Origin of the sequence: Alginatibacterium sediminis, assembly GCF_003610775.1 — a bacterium.
GTDB classification, from domain to species: domain Bacteria; phylum Pseudomonadota; class Gammaproteobacteria; order Enterobacterales; family Celerinatantimonadaceae; genus Alginatibacterium; species Alginatibacterium sediminis.
In genome coordinates this window covers 141,652-158,945 of the sequence record NZ_RAQO01000005.1, presented here as the reverse complement: position 1 = coordinate 158,945, position 17,294 = coordinate 141,652, and the positions used below count along the sequence as shown (strand labels likewise).

General features: G+C 44.0%; 14 protein-coding genes. 5 read left to right on the top strand and 9 right to left on the bottom strand.

The window, feature by feature from the left end; all coding sequences use genetic code 11:
• Nucleotides 1–24 precede the first annotated feature (24 nt).
• Nucleotides 25–906, bottom strand: coding sequence for a LysR family transcriptional regulator (locus DBZ36_RS09110; RefSeq protein ID WP_158589059.1), 882 nt, complete (start codon nt 904–906; stop codon nt 25–27).
• A gap of 158 nt (nt 907–1,064) precedes the next feature.
• Here DBZ36_RS09110 and DBZ36_RS09105 point away from each other — a divergent pair, with 158 nt between their 5' ends.
• The 5 genes from DBZ36_RS09105 to DBZ36_RS09085 all read left to right on the top strand — a co-directional run bounded on the left by DBZ36_RS09105 (nt 1,065) and on the right by DBZ36_RS09085 (nt 7,061).
• Nucleotides 1,065–1,805: an oligogalacturonate-specific porin KdgM family protein gene (locus DBZ36_RS09105; RefSeq protein ID WP_120354636.1), complete on the top strand. Its 741-nt coding sequence runs from the start codon at nt 1,065–1,067 to the stop codon at nt 1,803–1,805.
• 539 nt (nt 1,806–2,344) lie between these two features.
• Entirely contained in the window at nt 2,345–3,343 is a 999-nt protein-coding gene (locus DBZ36_RS09100; RefSeq protein ID WP_120354635.1) for a BMP family lipoprotein, read from the top strand.
• A 72-nt stretch (nt 3,344–3,415) separates the two neighbouring features.
• Nucleotides 3,416–4,987 (top strand): ABC transporter ATP-binding protein, encoded by a 1,572-nt coding sequence (locus DBZ36_RS09095; RefSeq protein WP_120354634.1) that lies wholly within the window; start codon nt 3,416–3,418, stop codon nt 4,985–4,987.
• The gene (locus DBZ36_RS09090; RefSeq protein WP_120354633.1) at nt 4,984–6,096 is read left to right on the top strand and encodes an ABC transporter permease; all 1,113 of its coding nucleotides are present in this window, start codon (nt 4,984–4,986) and stop codon (nt 6,094–6,096) included. Before DBZ36_RS09095 ends, DBZ36_RS09090 begins: the two co-directional genes overlap by 4 nt.
• Nucleotides 6,096–7,061: an ABC transporter permease gene (locus DBZ36_RS09085; protein WP_120354632.1), complete on the top strand. Its 966-nt coding sequence runs from the start codon at nt 6,096–6,098 to the stop codon at nt 7,059–7,061. Before DBZ36_RS09090 ends, DBZ36_RS09085 begins: the two co-directional genes overlap by 1 nt.
• Before the next feature lie 494 nt (nt 7,062–7,555).
• Here DBZ36_RS09085 and sstT read toward each other — a convergent pair whose 3' ends face one another.
• The 8 genes from sstT to DBZ36_RS09045 form a co-directional block, all read right to left on the bottom strand.
• Nucleotides 7,556–8,782, bottom strand: coding sequence for a serine/threonine transporter SstT (sstT, locus tag DBZ36_RS09080; protein ID WP_120354631.1), 1,227 nt, complete (start codon nt 8,780–8,782; stop codon nt 7,556–7,558).
• 436 nt (nt 8,783–9,218) lie between these two features.
• Nucleotides 9,219–9,428: a cold-shock protein gene (locus DBZ36_RS09075; protein WP_120354630.1), complete on the bottom strand. Its 210-nt coding sequence runs from the start codon at nt 9,426–9,428 to the stop codon at nt 9,219–9,221.
• Between the two features lie 1,105 nt (nt 9,429–10,533).
• The gene (locus tag DBZ36_RS09070; RefSeq protein ID WP_120354629.1) at nt 10,534–11,427 is read right to left on the bottom strand and encodes an ROK family protein; all 894 of its coding nucleotides are present in this window, start codon (nt 11,425–11,427) and stop codon (nt 10,534–10,536) included.
• Between the two features lie 139 nt (nt 11,428–11,566).
• Nucleotides 11,567–12,577, bottom strand: coding sequence for an ABC transporter ATP-binding protein (locus tag DBZ36_RS09065; protein WP_120354628.1), 1,011 nt, complete (start codon nt 12,575–12,577; stop codon nt 11,567–11,569).
• Nucleotides 12,578–12,585: 8 nt separating this feature from the next.
• Nucleotides 12,586–13,593: an ABC transporter ATP-binding protein gene (locus DBZ36_RS09060; RefSeq protein WP_120354627.1), complete on the bottom strand. Its 1,008-nt coding sequence runs from the start codon at nt 13,591–13,593 to the stop codon at nt 12,586–12,588.
• Nucleotides 13,590–14,537 (bottom strand): ABC transporter permease, encoded by a 948-nt coding sequence (locus DBZ36_RS09055; RefSeq protein WP_120354626.1) that lies wholly within the window; start codon nt 14,535–14,537, stop codon nt 13,590–13,592. The genes DBZ36_RS09060 and DBZ36_RS09055 overlap by 4 nt, the downstream gene beginning before the upstream one ends.
• Before the next feature lie 12 nt (nt 14,538–14,549).
• Entirely contained in the window at nt 14,550–15,539 is a 990-nt protein-coding gene (locus tag DBZ36_RS09050) for an ABC transporter permease (RefSeq protein WP_120354625.1), read from the bottom strand.
• 69 nt (nt 15,540–15,608) lie between these two features.
• Nucleotides 15,609–17,264 carry an ABC transporter substrate-binding protein gene (locus DBZ36_RS09045; RefSeq protein WP_120354624.1) on the bottom strand — a complete coding sequence of 552 codons (1,656 nt, stop codon included), beginning with the start codon at nt 17,262–17,264 and terminating at the stop codon, nt 15,609–15,611.
• Nucleotides 17,265–17,294 lie beyond the last annotated feature (30 nt).

Genomic DNA, 17,294 nt, shown 5'->3' with positions numbered 1-17,294 from the left:
ATACTAGTTCAGTTTTCGCTTCATTTACGACGAGGGAAACACTGACTGAATGATCTTAATAAGTTGATTAAGTTGTTCACTTTTGGTCTTTGTTTTGGCAACGACGACACCGAGACTTTCAGTAATTGTTGCTTGCTCGTGGTCGATGATCAGCAATTCTCCCGAATCCAGATAAGGCTGAACTTGGCTTTGCTCTGCAGATAAAACTCCCAGCCCTGACTTGCACAGCTCAATGGCTAGCGCCTGCTCTTCAACTTGTATCTGACGCTGAATAAACTCTGGCTCCCATAACGGCACCTTGGAGTGAGAACGTAAGGTAATCCAGGTATGGGCTAATACTTGTTCGGTGTTGGTTGCGCATGCATTCGCTAAAGGATGATTTTTGTAGCATACGGCAACTATATTTATTTTGGTGATTGGAGTGACGATAGCATTCGCTGGGTACTGGTCACGATAAATACACAGAGTTAAATCGAGTTCAAGGTCTTGATCCCAGTTAAGCAGCTGTTCATCGCGTCGCTGAACAATTTCCAAATCAACGTTAGGGAAAGCGGCGTGGAAACGACTAACGACCAGGGCAATCTCGGAGCTGGCCAGATATACGCTAACTCCAAGACGTAAATGGATTTGTTCGCTGTCACCAACCAACGCAACTTGCTTGGCGATTAGCTGTTGTTGCTCAAGTAGCTGCTGGCACATCGGTAGTAGACGTCGCCCGGCTTCAGTCAAACTTGGCTTGTGACCCGTTCGGCTAAACAATTCTACATTCCAGTCAATTTCTAAGTTAGCAATCCATTGACTCAATTGCGCCCTATTTTTTCCCATGCTTTTAGCTGCTGCCGAAATACTGCCAAGCTTTTCGGTTAAAACAAAAGCCTCGACAGCTTGCTGATCAAAACTCGACAAATGCAACCTCCAACAGTGTCTCGAAAGTCGAACACAATGTGATTTGAGCCAAAAATTAGTTTGCAACATCATAACCACAACGGAAATACATAGCGAGTGCGATCGAGCTCGTAAACGCGCAGGGACGTGTTTACTTTATTCCGATTAAAGGCTTTAAAATGAAAAAAATTGTTACAATTTCAGTATTGGCTTTGGCTATGACATCTGGTGTCGCGTCTGCCAATGCTATCCGTGCTGGCGCAGCTGTAGAATTCAACAACGATTCTCAAACGCTTGGAGCGCTAAAAGGCGGCTATGAGTTTGATACTGAAGTAGGAAAATTCGGCTTTGATGTAGAAGGCAAAACTCGCCTTGGTGGCAAAGAATACTCTGAAGCACAACAAAACAAAAGTCTACACGAAGGCACTATTGGTATTGATTATACCTACGCCTTTGGTAACGCTTATGTGCAACCACGGGTTGAGTATACGCAAAACAATATTAACCAAACCAATACCAGTAAAGCTGGTTTAAAAGCGGGTTATAACTTTGATAACGGTGTGTTTACAGCTGCTCGTTATCGTTATGACAGCACTAAAAACGACAATGCGATAACCAATGCCAATTTTGGGGATATCAATACAAACCGCGCAGACATCACTTTAGGTTGGAAAGGCGATATGTTTGGCGCCTCAGTAAATTATGTTTATCAAGACATTAAATCCGACAAAGTTGCCCCAGGTAACGTATCTGATCGTAAGCGAAACAATAGCTTGGAATACAAAGTATTTTTGACGAATCTGAACAACTACGAACCTTATATTCAGTATTCAGACAAAAACCTAGACAGCACTAACTATGACGGCACCAAAGCCAAAGCTGACCACCAAGTTAAGCTTGGTGTGAACATGAAGTTCTAAATTCAAATTTGAATAAATTTGTTAAAAGGCAATGTTTGACGACATTGCCTTTTTCGCAACACACAATTTGTATATTTTTTAACCATCGAAATTGAGATCTCGCTAACTATTTTAAAACTTTAGACATTAATACCGATTATTCCCCCTCAGCAGAACAATTAACCACTTTCTGACCGTTTGGTCATGTTTTTGTAGCGATTCCGACACCATCCATTGTCTATAAAACGAGCACCAACTACTCTTTCAGGCATATATCTCACAATTTTTTGACTTAAACCCTGTTTACGTAGCTCATACTCAGAACAAGCGCTTTATTTTCTTAGTTCTAAGGTTTAAATTTACGCTGATTTCGTTATCGACGTGTTGGCAAATAACAGCATGAGCGGAATAGACTATGAAAGCGGCGATAAACCAAACAAAATCCCTTGAAACCGCAGAATCTGGAAAAGCCGACGCTTCTTGTGTTTGCCTTTTTCGGCTATGATTATAGGGTTTATCGTAAACAAAACATTTTTGGGTTAACACACAGGGAGAACAATGTGAAAAAACTCGTAACTACTTTGTCAGCAGTTGCTCTAGCTGTCTCATCATTTGCAGCATTAGCTGCAGCAAAACCAGCGGTTGTCTATGATACTGCCGGTAAATTCGACAAATCTTTCAATGAAGCTGTATTTCGCAACGGCGTTGAAGTTTTTAACAAAGACAAAGGCGTTCAAGTTCGTGAATTTGAACCTCAGAATGAAGCGCAGCGCGAACAAGGTCTTCGTCGCTTAGCTAGCCGCGGATTTACACCAATTGTAGCGGTTGGTTTCAACTTTGCTTCTGCAGTTGAAAAAGTAGCCGCTGAATTTCCAGACACACAGTTCACTATCATCGATATGGTAGTAGACAAGCCAAACGTACAGTCTATTGTTTTCCAAGAGCATGAAGGATCATTCTTGGTTGGTGCATTGGCTGCTAAAACATCAAAAACTGCCACGGTAGGTTTTGTTGGTGGTATGGATATCCCACTCATTCGTAAATTTGCTTGTGGTTACGAGCAAGGTGCGAAGTTTGCAAATCCTGATATCAAATACATCCAAAACATGACCGGTTCTACGCCTTCAGCGTTCGCCGATCCGGCTAAAGGTTCTGAGCTTGCTAAATCTCAGTTCTCTCAAGGTGCGGATATCATTTATGCAGCTGCTGGCGGAACAGGCCTAGGTGTTTATCAAGCAGCGAAAGATGCTGGTAACTACGCTATTGGTGTCGACTCAAACCAAAACTTCGTTCAGCCAGGCACTATGCTTACCTCTATGGTTAAGCGCGTAGGTGTTGCTGCATACGGAACTTGGGAAGAAGGCATGAATGGTGAATGGCAACCAGGTATTAAGGTTTTAGGTCTTAAAGAAAATGCGGTTGATTGGGCTCTTGATGAGCACAATGCTTCGTTGATTTCTGAAGATATGAAAGCTTATGTTGAAGGCTTAAAAGCCGACATCATCGCTGGTAAGATCTCAGTACATGACTATATGTCAGATAACACCTGTAACTTTTAATTAGTTACTTTACCCAATATTCGGCTAGTGCTGAATATTGGGTTTTTGCTTTTTATGGACTAGGAATTTCAAGTGAGTCAAGAACAAGCTTACGCCATTGAACTGAGTCATATTGATAAAAAGTTTGGCGCAGTACATGCCAATCGAGATATCAGTTTACAAGTACCCAAAGGCACAATCCACGGCATCATTGGTGAAAATGGTGCAGGTAAATCAACATTGATGAGCATTATTTACGGTTTTTATAAAGCCGATAAAGGCTCGATGATGATTGACGGCAAACCATTTCTACCCTCGAGCTCGCAAGACGCGATTGCATCCGGTGTCGGTATGGTGCATCAGCATTTCATGTTAGTAGAGACCTTCACGGTTCTTGAGAATGTTGTTCTGGGCGCCGAAGATGGATGGAAGCTTAATGAAAGCTTGGCCAGTGCTAAACTAAAGTTGGAAGAATTAGCCACCAGCTATGGCCTAGAAGTACCTGTTGATGCAATCGTCGGCGAACTTCCAGTAGGCTTACAGCAACGAGTAGAGATCCTTAAGGCTCTTTATCGCGGTGCGAAGATTCTAATTCTTGATGAACCAACCGGAGTTTTGACTCCACAGGAAGCAGACCACTTATTTAAAATCTTGGATAAACTGCGCGCGCAGGGAACCACGATTATGATCATCACTCACAAATTGCGCGAAGTGTTAGCCGTCACCGACAATGTCAGTGTGATGCGACAAGGTGCAATGGTGGGACACGTAGCGACCAAAGATACCAGCCAAGAACATCTAGCTGAAATGATGGTTGGCCGTAAAGTATTGCTAAAAGTTGATCGCGGCCAAGCGGCTCCCAAACAGTCTCTAATTGAAGTTAAAGATCTGTGTTATGTGGATAGCAGCGGTGTTGAGCGGGTCAAAAAAATGTCCTTCTCTGTACGTTCAGGTGAAATCGTCGGTATTGCTGGCGTATCCGGTAATGGACAGTCTGAGCTCTTAAGCTTGCTCGGCGGCATAATCAAACCGACATCCGGTGAGATTGTTCTCAATAACAATACCATTTCAGCTGCTAATCCTAGCGATCCGCAATTAGTGCGCGCAATGGGTGTAGGTCATATCCCAGAAGATCGTCATAAGATGGGACTGATTAACAAGTTTGAAGCTCAAGAAGCTTACATCATGGGTTATCACCAATTACCGATGTACAACAAAGGCTTACTCCAAGACAAAAAAGCGATCAATCAAAGCTGCCAAACCAATATGGATAAATGGGATGTACGCCCAGCTGATCCAACCCTTAAAACCGCTAATTTCTCTGGTGGTAACCAACAAAAATTGGTCATCGCTCGCGAAATGGAACAAGACCCAGATGTGCTATTAGTTGGGCAACCAACTCGAGGCGTAGATATTGGCGCCATCGAGTACATTCACCAGCAGGTAATTAGCTCTAGAGACGCCGGTAAGGCAGTACTGCTGGTATCGGTTGAACTTGACGAGATTATGAATCTTGCGGATAGAATCATCGTACTCTTTGATGGCGCCGTTGTTGGCGAAGTTAACAGCGATGATGCAAACGAACAAATACTTGGATTAATGATGGCAAATATTATGCCAGAGCACTTGAAAAAAGGCGCTAAACCGCAAGGAGAGCAATCATGAGTCAAGCTCGCGTTCCAGCGTGGGTAACGGTCGCCTTACTGCCAGCAATTAACGTATTGCTCGCATTTTTAGTTTCGGCCCTACTCTTCATTTACATTGATATCAGCCCTATCGACGCTGCAAAAGTAATGTGGCAAGGCGCATTTGGTTATGCTGAAGGTATCGGATATACCTTGTACTACACAACCGGCTTCATATTCACCGGCCTTGCGGTTGCAGTCGCATTTCATGCGGGTCTATTTAACATTGGTGGTGAGGGTCAAGCTTACATCGGTGGTTTAGGTGTAGGTTTAGTCTGCTTAACCCTTGGTGAATTTGCACCTTGGTATATAGTTTTTCCCGTAGCAATTGTTGTCGGTGGTGTCTTTGGTGCTGCATGGGCGTTCATTCCAGCCTACTTGCAAGCTAAGCGCGGCTCACACATTGTTATTACTACGATCATGTTCAACTTTATCGCCGCATCATTGATGGCCTATCTGTTGGTAGAAGTTCTAAAGCCAGAGAACACCATGGCCACCGAAAGTCGCGTATTTGCTGTAGGCAGTTGGCTGCCCAAAATGCACGAGTTTTTTGCTCTATTTGGCTATGAAATGTCGGCAAGCCCACTCAACTTGAGCTTCTTCTTCGCACTCGTTTGTTGTGTGTTTGTATGGTTGTTTATTTGGCACACTCGCTGGGGCTATGAGATTCGCTCTGTTGGTTCTAACCCCAGTGCGGCAACGTATGCAGGTATCAAGTACGTTCGTATCGTATGTCTGACCATGCTGGTCTCTGGTATGTTAGCCGGCTTTTTTGCACTCAACGTATTACAAGGTGAACTGCACCAAATCAAACTTAATTTCGTTGAAGGTTTTGGGTTTACCGGTATCGCGGTGGCGCTTATGGGACGAAATCATCCAATTGGGGTACTACTCGCCAGCTTGTTATTTGGCTTCTTATACCAAGGCGGCGCTGAGCTTAGCTTTGAGTATGGCGTGGACCGAAACATTGTGGTGGTTCTGCAAGGCCTTGTGATTCTATTCTGTGGTGCCTTAGAGCACATGCTACGTCCTAGTATAGAAAACACCTACTTAAAGCTGTTTGCGAAAACTAACGAGGAGGCTGCATAATGTTCGAAACACTAATTTTGATGTTGGACGCGACGATTCGCGTTGCAACCCCGCTCATTTTTGCTTCCTTAGCCGGTATGTTTTGCGAACGCTCTGGTATCGTAAACATTGCTCTTGAAGGCAAACTACTGGCTGCCGCTTTTGCTGGCGCAGCAGTGGCTTATGTAACAGGTTCAGCTTGGCTGGGTTGTATTGCAGGAGTTTTAGTTGCTGTCTGTATGTCACTACTACACGGCTTTGCAACGATTACTCACCGTGGAGACCAAGTTGTCAGTGGTATGGCAATCAACATTTTAGCTGTTGGACTTACCGTGACTTTAGGTCGCCACTGGTTTAAACAAGGTGGCCAAACGCCAGCGCTAAGTGGCGATGCTCGTTTTGCACCGATTCATTTACCTGGCGCAGACGCCTTGCAGGACGTACCAGTAATTGGGCTACTCTATTCTGAGCTTATTTCTGGACACTCTTTACTTGAGTATGTCGCTTTTGCGGCTGTGCCTATTGCCTGGTATATTTTGTTTAAAACACGCTTTGGCTTGCGCCTACGAGCAGTTGGAGAGTCCCCTTCAGCAGTTGATACTGCGGGTATCTCCGTTGCAAAAATGCGCTACAGTGCTGTCATAATTTGCGGCATCCTAGTAGGCCTAGGCGGCGTATATTTGTCGGTGGGTCAAACAGCTCAGTTTATTCCGAATATGAGTGCGGGTAAGGGCTATATGGCTTTGGCCGCATTAATTTTCGGTAAGTGGAAACCTTGGACTGCGATGGGAGCCTGTTTACTCTTTGGCTTCTTAGACTCTATGGCGATTCGTTTGCAAGGGGTTAGTATTGGAGAGTTCCAAATTCCCGTACAAGCCATTGAAGCGGTCCCATATGTACTTACTGTTTTCTTACTCGCAGGCTTTATCGGTAAAGCCGTTGCTCCTAAAGCAATTGGTGTTCCGTACTCAAAAGAGCGCGAATAGAAGCTTACGATTAACGAATCAATAAACCAAGCCCCGATTTCTCGGGGCTTTTTTGTATCTGTTATCAATTACCAGAGCATAGTTTGTGGTGATGGCTTTAGTTACTGGGCCTTTCATGATTGGTCGCTTGGCTTAACCATTAGAGTGAAATGACCAGGTAGCTTGATCGGAAAAATGATAGCCCAAAGTTAATCACTGCTATTCACTTCACCGGACAGATAACGCTTACTCAAACCTGATTTCGTAGCAGCTGAACACGAAACACAGTTGCCCCAAGCAATTGAGCTCAAGCTTAATGCGATGGTGGACAAACGACGATGGATTGGCTTAGCGGGTATGCTCGGTCACTGGAATTATTTCGTGCAGATAGAATGACTTGCTGACTACGTGGATGCCAAAAGAGTAACTCAGCTATCCGTTAAAGCTTGAGTTTTGCGATGAATAAACACAAAAAAGGCAGCCTATGCTGCCTTAAATAGTTACTGGTACAAATTTTATTTGGCGTCGGCTCGACAGCAAGCGGTGGTAAACACAACATCAGTCGAGCTATTCAAGGCCGTTTCTGCACTATCTTGTATCACACCGATAATAAAGCCTACTGCGACAACTTGCATTGCTACTTCGTCGGCGATACCAAACAAGCTACAGGCCAGCGGGATAAGCAATAGAGAGCCACCAGCGACACCTGAGGCACCACAAGCCGAAACAGCTGCAACAACGCTTAGCAGAACTGCAGTTGCGAAATCAACTTCGATGCCTAGCGTATGCACAGCAGCAAGGGTAAGCACCGTAATGGTAATCGCGGCACCTGACATGTTGATTGTAGCGCCTAGTGGTATCGATACTGAATAGGTATCTTCATCAAGATCTAGGCGGCGGCATAAATCCATGTTAACAGGAATATTGGCCGCTGAGCTGCGAGTAAAGAAAGCTGTAATACCACTTTCACGTAAGCATTGAAACACTAAGGGGTATGGGTTTTGACGGGTTTTATAGAACACCAAAGCCGGATTCACTACCAACGCCACAAATACCATGGCGCTTAATAGCACCAGTAACAATTGACTATAACCTAGAAGTGCACTAAATCCAGTTGCTGCAATGGTACTTGCGACGAGACCAAAAATACCAAAAGGAGCAAGTCGAATGACAAATTTCACGATACTACTAACGCCATCAGCAACATCATTAAATACCGCTTTTGTACTATCAGAACTAGATTTCAATGCCAAACCCAGACCGATAGCCCAAGCCAGTATGCCGATATAGTTCCCTGTACTTAAGGCATTGATTGGGTTGTCTACGACTTTAAATAATAAGGTATTTAATACTTCGACTATACCCTGCGGAGGATTACTGCCTTGCGCGGCATCAACAAGAATCAAAGTCGTCGGCATGGCAAAACTAAACATTACCGCAGTAAGTGCTGACGCGAAGGTTGCAAACACGTACATTCCGATAATCGGTTTTATATGAGTTTTCTGGGTCGCACTATGGCTGGCAATAGAGGCCGCTACTAGTACAAAAACCAAGATGGGTGCCACGGCCTTCAGGGCTCCAACAAACAAGGCCCCAAGTAAGCCGACACTGGTGGCCGTTTGCGGTGACACAATTGCAATAACCGAGCCTAAAATGATACCAATTAGAATTTGGGCAACAAGGGGAATGTCGTAAAATCGTTGAAATAGCCCCACTGAGGAGACGTTATTGTTTGTGGTCATGTTGTGTTTCCGCTCTTAGCAGTTATTAAAATAGTTTTAGGCCGAGATTATAGAATAAACCAACAACGTAAAACACGGATTCAGCGCATAAACCCCACATTTTTTCTCAAATTTAGTGATATACGCTTGTGTGGTACTGACAATACTCCTTCACAAAAGGACTTTCGCGCAGTTCGCCCTCTTCCTCCTGATATCCCAAGGACTAAACTCAGAAATTACAGAACAAGAGTGTCAATAAAAGTAGCAATCGGAGAGTTTTGGATTGTGAAGACCAACGGCAGAGGTTTGGAAAATCGAGTGAGGTTGGTTATCTGATAAAGCAGCATAGAACTAACTTCAGTGTGTCATCGCGTTTGATAACCAATAAATGTCATTTATCAGGCATAAAAAATGACGTTAATGAATAACGCCATTCTAACAAATTACGAGTTACGATTTAGATGAGTTCAATGTTATCTGCCTGAGGTCCTTTTTGACCTTGGCTAATAGAGAATTGAACTTTTTGACCTTCGGCCAAGGTTTTAAAACCCGTACCTGTAATTGCGCTAAAATGTGCGAATACATCTGGACCTGATTCTTGAGCAATAAAACCAAAACCTTTAGATTCATTGAACCACTTAACGGTTCCAGTAACAGTGTTAGACATTCTATTTTCCTATTGAAATTTTATTGTAACTTAAAGTATTGCTTTGAGGCGCACGGTAGCAAGTTTTTCGAAGACTTATCAAAACAAGGCAAGCGAGCTTGCTATGGCATAATAAATATTAGATTTACTTTCAACTTAGCGCTATGAACTTGATTCATTACCGAAAAAACAAGCAAACACTTTAGAAAACTGAACAAAAGGCCTTCAAATTGCTGCGTTTTTAAGCGGCATTGATAACGCTATCAAAAATTGTTTAAAAATAAAACTCATGCTTATAAAAAGTACCATTAACTGTATTGACGATGTTGATTGTTACGGAAATGTAATAAGGCAAGTCGGGAACTGGCATATTAGAAAACAAACGAACAATCGTCTAGAATAATGGCTCAATATAGATATAAACCACTAAGCTAAGGTTCAAAATTTTTTGCAGCAAATAGACTGAAATCGTATTTGTACATCAATCGTAGATTAATTAGTAAACTATACCTTACAGCCAATTCAATTAATTGTTGGTATTAAACCTAATTAACGACAACTAAATCCCCCTTCTCCTGTTGTTGTGCAATTCACTGCACGTTTACTTTGCCAAGTTAAGGTTCTAATTATTGTCCATAGGAGGGAGTCGATGGATGACCTAAATTGTTGAACAGGTCTTGGCCGATACTGGTCTCAGAACACTTAAGGGCTAGATAGAATTGCTATCTTTTTGGGAGCATGGCGAGTTATCGGAAGCAAATCGGTCATAAACACGGTTACCGGACTGATCATCAGATTTGCTGCTATAGCCATCGCTAGAATCCCACCCGCTGAGACCAACAAGCTGGACAACAGCCCAAACAAAACAAGTTCATTACTCGTACCCAAGAGGTAAACAGCTAGCAATCGCGGTCACACTGTATATAGACGAAAAGATTAAAGAATTAGTAATCGAGGCATTCTCAGTTTATGAGAATCGTTGTGATTTAGTTCAGCCTAACTCTTTCAAGTGTTCAGATAGTAAAAAGGCAGTGACTCAAACTAAATTGAATAACTGCCGACATATTTTACAATTTTGCTTTCAATCCGATTGCGAATAACTATAAAAAGAAGGACTGGATTGGACTTAACGAGCCAACCACGCTGCACCGCGTATCCCTGACGAGTCGCCATACTTAGCTGGGTATAAATTAATGACCACATCATCGCTAATCGTATAATTCGGGATAAGTTGCTTTACGTCGTCATAAATACGGCTAACATTTGACAAACCGCCACCAACAACAATTGCATCGGGGTCAATGCTGTTGATCAAAGATGCTAACGCACGCGCAAGTTGATCAATAAACAACTCGTAACACTGTTTTGCCAGCGCATCTCCAGATTCAAGTTTGGCAAAGATTTCCGGCCCAGTTAGTTGCGCAGAACTATGTTGGTTATATTGCCGAGTAAAGCCGGTACCCGATACAAATTTCTCAAGGCAGTTTTTACCACCGCAAAAGCACTGAACGGGATTACCGTCAATCTCGGAATTAAACCCAGGTAAAGGGTTGTGGCCCCACTCGCCAGCGTTTGCGTTTAAACCGCCAATCACCTGCTGATTAACGACCAGTCCGCCTCCGCAACCCGTGCCTAAAATAACCCCAAATACCACCGATTTTCCAGCTGCAGCGCCATCTACAGCTTCTGATAAAGCAAAGCAGTTGGCATCGTTAGCAATAGCTACCGAGCGATTTAAGCGGGCATCGAGGTCTTTTTTTAGTTGATGTCCGTTGAGAAAAGTACAGTTGGCATTTTTGATGAGTCCGGTACGCGGATCAAGCACCCCTGGCAGGCCAATCCCAACTGAACACGCCCCCCCTACACTGCGCTCAGCTTCTAAAACTAAGCTCTCGATATTATTCAAAAAACCTTGGTAATCATGCTCTGTTGGAATTCGTTTTTTGAAGTGTTGCTCTCCATGCGCATCCAACACAATAATTTCAGTTTTTGTACCGCCAATATCAAAACCAATATACACGCGAAATCTACCTTAATTGGAACTTACGGGATGAATATAATACCTAAGCTTGTCCGCACTTGCTTGCTCGTTTAGATAAAAGTGAGGACTCGAATAGCAATAAAAGCTTGGGCCTAAGGCCTAGACCCAAGCAGGGCTCCTACATAAACAAATGGCAGCGCACATAGTGCTGCGGTGCAATTTCCTTAGCTTCAGGTAAGTACTCACTACAAGCTGGCTTAGCCTGTGGACAGCGCGCAGCATATGGACAACCGGTTTTATCAGGGGACCACATTGGGGTTTCCAAGGCGCGGTGGGTTGGTAGTTTTTGGTGAATACTACGTTTAGGATCAGGCACCGCTGCTAGTAATAACTGGGTATAAGGGTGTTGAGGATTCTGAGTAATTTCTTCAGTACTACCCCACTCAACCATGTGCCCGCAATATAAAACAACCGTATCTTCGGCAAAGTAGCGCGCCGTAGCAATATCATGGGTGATGTACATGAATGACTTACCCATTTCTTGTTTCATTTGGCTCATCAAATTGAGAACGCCAATTCGAATCGATACATCAAGCATCGAGGTTGGTTCATCAGCCAAAATCACGTTGGCACCTATGGCTAAGGTTTTGGCTAAGAAAACTCGCTGCCGTTGCCCACCCGAAAGCTGATGGGGGAACTTGCTCAATACATCACGCGCAGGTGTCAGACCCACTTGTTCAAGCAAGCCAACTAATCGATCTTCTAATTCAGAACCTTTAGCCAGGCCATGGTAAATTTTAAGCGGGCGACTTAAGTGATACCGAATAGTATGCAATGGATTCAACGAGCCAAAGGGGTCTTGAAATACCATTTGCACGTCTTTACGATAATCGCGCAGCGCTTGGCCAGATTCGATCTCTGTGATGTCTTGACCTCTGAATTTTACTTGCCCAGAGCTCGGATTATAAATTTTAGTGGCAATTCGAGCTGCAGTACTTTTCCCGCAACCTGATTCACCAACAACCGCTAAACAGCGCGATTCATACATTTTAAAATTGAGACCATTAAGCGCTCTCAAATACTGCTTAGGGCTAAATATAGATTTGCGTTCTTTGGCGAAGTCGATACACAAATCGTTGGCTTCCAAGGTAATCTTTTGGTCGCTTGTAACTGGAACATGAGTTTGCATAATAGGTCCTAGTTCAATTCTGAGCACGGAGCGTCTTGCAGCTCACGAAAGTCAATAGCCAAAGGATGATGACAAGCAACCCAACCTCGCGCCTCATCATTGCGCAATTGCGGCTCATCTGTGCGACATTGCTCACTTGCATTAAAGCAACGCTCAGCAAATCGACACCCATCTGGCACATGATTAAGGTCTAAAGGCGAACCCGGTATACCAATCATTTCTTGTAATTCCCCATGTAAGGTTGGGAAGGAGTTCCCTAAACCAAAACTATAAGGGTGCTGAGGTTTGCCCAGTATTTCTTTAGAAGGCGCAACTTCAACCAGTTTGCCTGAATACATAATTCCAATACGGTCACAAAACTCAACCATCAAACTAAGGTCATGGGTAATAAACAATACCGAGAAGCCAAACTCTTCTTTTAGCTCATACACTTTCTGTAAAATTTCACGCTGTACAACTACATCCAAAGCGGTGGTTGGTTCGTCCATGATCAATAACTTTGGCTTCAAAGCTAGAGCCATCGCAATCACAACCCGTTGGCGCATACCACCTGAAAACTGGTGTGGATAGTCGTACAAACGCTCAGGTGGAATATCTACAATCTGCAACAGCTCTTTGGCGCGCTCAGCGCCTTCTTCTTTAGTTGAAACAACGTTGTGAGCTTCAAAGATGTCATAAAATTGCGATTCAATGGTTTTCACTGGGTTAAGACAGCTCATAGCGCTTTGGAACACCATTGAGGTATCGGCCCAGCGGAATTTACGTAGCTCTTCATCACTGAAATCTAGTATGTCTTTACCATCAAATAGTATTTCACCTTCCGAGATCAACGCAGGTGGACGGTGTAAGCGCATCAAGGCAAATGCTATGGTGCTTTTACCACAACCAGACTCACCCGCCAGCCCCAAGATCTCACCCTTTTTAATGCTAAAGCTGACATCGTCAACGGCGCGAACGCGGCCTCCAAAGGTAATATAATCAACACACAAATTGTTTACTTGAACTAGATCACTCATGCTTTGGCCTCCATTGGCTCACTACCAGCGTTACGTATTGCGGCAGCTTTCTTTTTCGCTTCTACTTTCTGCTCGCGACGGAACTTAGCCATAATTCTTTGGGCACGAAGCTTAGGATTCGATACTTCGTCAATTGAGAAGTTTATGAGTGCTAAACCAATCGCTAGAGATGCTAGCATTACGCTTGGAGCCAAAATTTCCCACCATGCGCCAATCCGAATAGCCGAGGTTTGTTGTGCGTTATAAAGCATCACTCCCCAGGTTACCGACAAGGGATCACCGAGTCCGATGAAACCTAATGTAGCCTCGGTCATAATTGCGTAGATAATCGTTCCGATTAAGCAGCTGGCTAAAATTGACATCATATTTGGCATAACTTCAAAAAATAGCATGCGGCGTTTGCGCTCACCCATTACCTCTGCAGCATGGATGAAGTCGCGGTTACGAATGGATAAAGTTTGCGCCCGTATGACCCGCGCTCCCCATGGCCAGGAGGTAGCACCAATGATCACAGCTATTACAAAGGGCGACACTTGGTCCAAAAATGCTGCTAATACCAACATCAATGGCAAACTTGGAATAACCATCACCATATTAGTAAAGAACGACAATATGTTATCAACCCAGCCACCAAAGTAACCCGCGCTAATACCTACCACCATTGCCATTAGCATCACGAAACCACCCGCGACAAAACCTACCATGATCGAAGTTCGACCACCGTAGAGAGTTTGCGACAACACGTCTCGACCCATGCGAGTTGTACCTACGATATGGTCGGCACTTGGTGCTTGGTGTGGACGCGCAATCCGCGCATTGGGCTCATAGTCAGTAAATAAAGGCGCTCCAAAGCACAGTACAAAAATAATCAGAACCATGGAGGCTCCAACTGACGCCTTCGGATTACTCAAAAACATGGCCTTTAGGCTTTTTAAGAATTTCATAATTTAGTCCTATTAATCCAAAGCTGTACGTAGACGTGGGTCTAAGGCGAATAGCAGCATGTCAGCAATAAAGTTGGCTGAAAGTACCATAATGGTCATCATCAATAAGTAGCCTTGAATAAGCGGATAATCACGCGCTAACATCGCTTGGAACATGACCTGCCCTAAGCCCGGATAGTTAAAGATGATCTCGATAATCAATGAACCACCAAAGATGGCTCCGACTGACATGGCAAACGACGTAATCATTGGCAAAATGGCGTTACGAGCACCGTAACTAAACATCACCTTGCGATCGCGAACCCCTTTGGCCCAACCCATGACGATGAAGTCTTCGCCAAGCTGGTTAATCATGTTTGAGCGCATCCCCATGACGTTGCCCATACCGAGCAGAACCATCGCAATCATCGGTAGCGCTAAGTGATAGAGCACACTGGATACAAACTCCCAGGTATAGGCTGGATCTAATGCTGGGTCATAGGCATAACCGGTTGGGAACCATCCTAAATTTGAGGCAAAGGCAAAATAGAGAAGCAGCGCCATCACCACTGCAGGGATAGAAGAAATAACCACTGAACCCACAGTGATGAGACTGTCAGCCCAAGTGCCGCGCTTCCAAGCTACATAAATACCTAGGAAAGTCGTCAAGGTATAAGAGATAAGTAAGTAGCCACCCACAAGCAATAAAGTCCATTGAGTACCACGACCCAATACTTCGATAACAGGCTGGAAGAAGCGCGTTGAAACGCCCCATTCACCAACCATAATACTTTGCAGATAACCAATAAATTGTTGCCATAAAGGCACTGATGTACTGTAACCATAAAGCGCTTCTAAAGCGGCTATGGTCTCGGGGGTAATTTGACCACCGCTTTGCGCTAGACGACCTAGAAATGAAGAAATCGGATCACCAGGCATCATTCTGGGTAAAAAGAAGTTAATCGTGACGGCAAATAAAAATGCCAAGAAATAGAACCCTAGCCGGGTAAATATATAGCGCATTGTGACCTCGTTAGATGTAGCACAAACATGGGAAAGAGTGAGAGGCGAAAACTCGCCTCTCATTTTTCTTTAACCGCGAGGTTTGATGTCCATTAGGTGTAATAGACGGTTGTTGTTGTTCCATGGTGCTGGATGTGCAACTGGGTTTTCAGCATTCCAGAAACCAGTGAAACGAGTATCGTTGTAGCTATACCAAACACCGTTGTAGTACAGTGGAATTTGTGGAATTTCTACCGCGTTAATCATCTCAATACGGTCAACAATTTCTTTTTGCTTAGCCGTATCAATAGTTGCACCCAAGGTTTCAATCAATTGATCTAGTTCAGGATTAACATAGTTGGTCATTGATGTAGACCACCATTGTGGACCTTGCGCAAAACGAGAATGCATGGTGAAGTCGTAGAACTTCCAAGGTGAGCTTTGAATTGAACCACCACAGAAGCAGGCTTCGAAGTTACCGCCGTCCCAGTTTTTAGCATAGGCGTTTGCTTCAGGTGTAACCACACTTGCATCAATACCTGCAGCACGTAGACCCTCAACTGCGATTGCCGCGTTGTTTACCCAATCAGTCCAACCACTTGGTACTTGGATTTTAAACTGGAAAGTTTCGCCATCTTGGTTCTCAACAAAACCATTACCATTGGTGTCTTTAAATCCACCGTCAGCTAGATGTTGTTTGGCTTTCTTAACATCAAACTGATAGAACTCACTCCAGATCTTATCCGCGTCCTTGTTACGCCAGCCCCACTGAACAGGTGGTAAGTCAGAAGCAGGGTTGTCACCAGTAACATATCCGTAAGCACCAATCATCATCATCGCATCACGGTCCATCGCAAGGCTAAACGCTTTGCGGAACTCAACGCTTTCAAATGCGCGGCGTGCGGATTCATTTTCGGTTTGGAAGTTCATGGTGATACGAACACCATCACCAGAAGGGAACCAGTACTTATTGCCTTCAGCCTGGCTAACAAAGGTGCGTTCAACATCAGGAATGAAAATACCATTCCAATCGGTCTCACCTTTGGCCATCATCTCTAGTGCAGCATCATTGTTACCAAATTGCGGGAATTCTACGCACTCAACTGAAAGATCTTTATTCCAGTACTCACCGTTAGTACATTGCACGTAAACCTGTGGAGTAAAGCGTTTAAGCTCGGTCATAGGACCGGTGCCTATCATTGCTTCATAAGTATCGTTAGCTGGGTTTTCAACTTTTGACCAGTAATGCTCTGGAAGCATCATGAGGCCTTGACCGATAAGGTCATTTGCTGCGAAAGCGTTTTCACCTACAAGATGAAGTTCAACCGTATAGTCATCAACTTTAACGGCCTTTTCTACTTTACTTGCGATACCTTGGGTATCAATTTCTGGGTGATCTTTTGGATAAGTGTACGTGAATACCACATCATCAGCGGTGAAATCTTCGCCATCAGACCATTTTACGCCTTCACGTAAATTTAAGGTTAGCACCTTAAGATCTTCACTCATGCTGTAGCCTGTAGCCAGCCAGAAGTGAGGCTTCATGTTGTCAATCATGTTGAAAATAACTAGTGGCTCAAGCACCATATCAACTGACTGACGACCACCGATGAAGGGGTTAAAGTTTTGTACCCAACCGGTAGAAAACTCATTTAGAATTCTAAGGTTAGGGGTTTCAGCAGCCTGAACACTACCGATTGCAAAGGCCATGGAGGTCGCGACAGCGATGCTCGTTAACTTATTCATACTTCTTCCTTTTCACGTTTTGATTGCCGC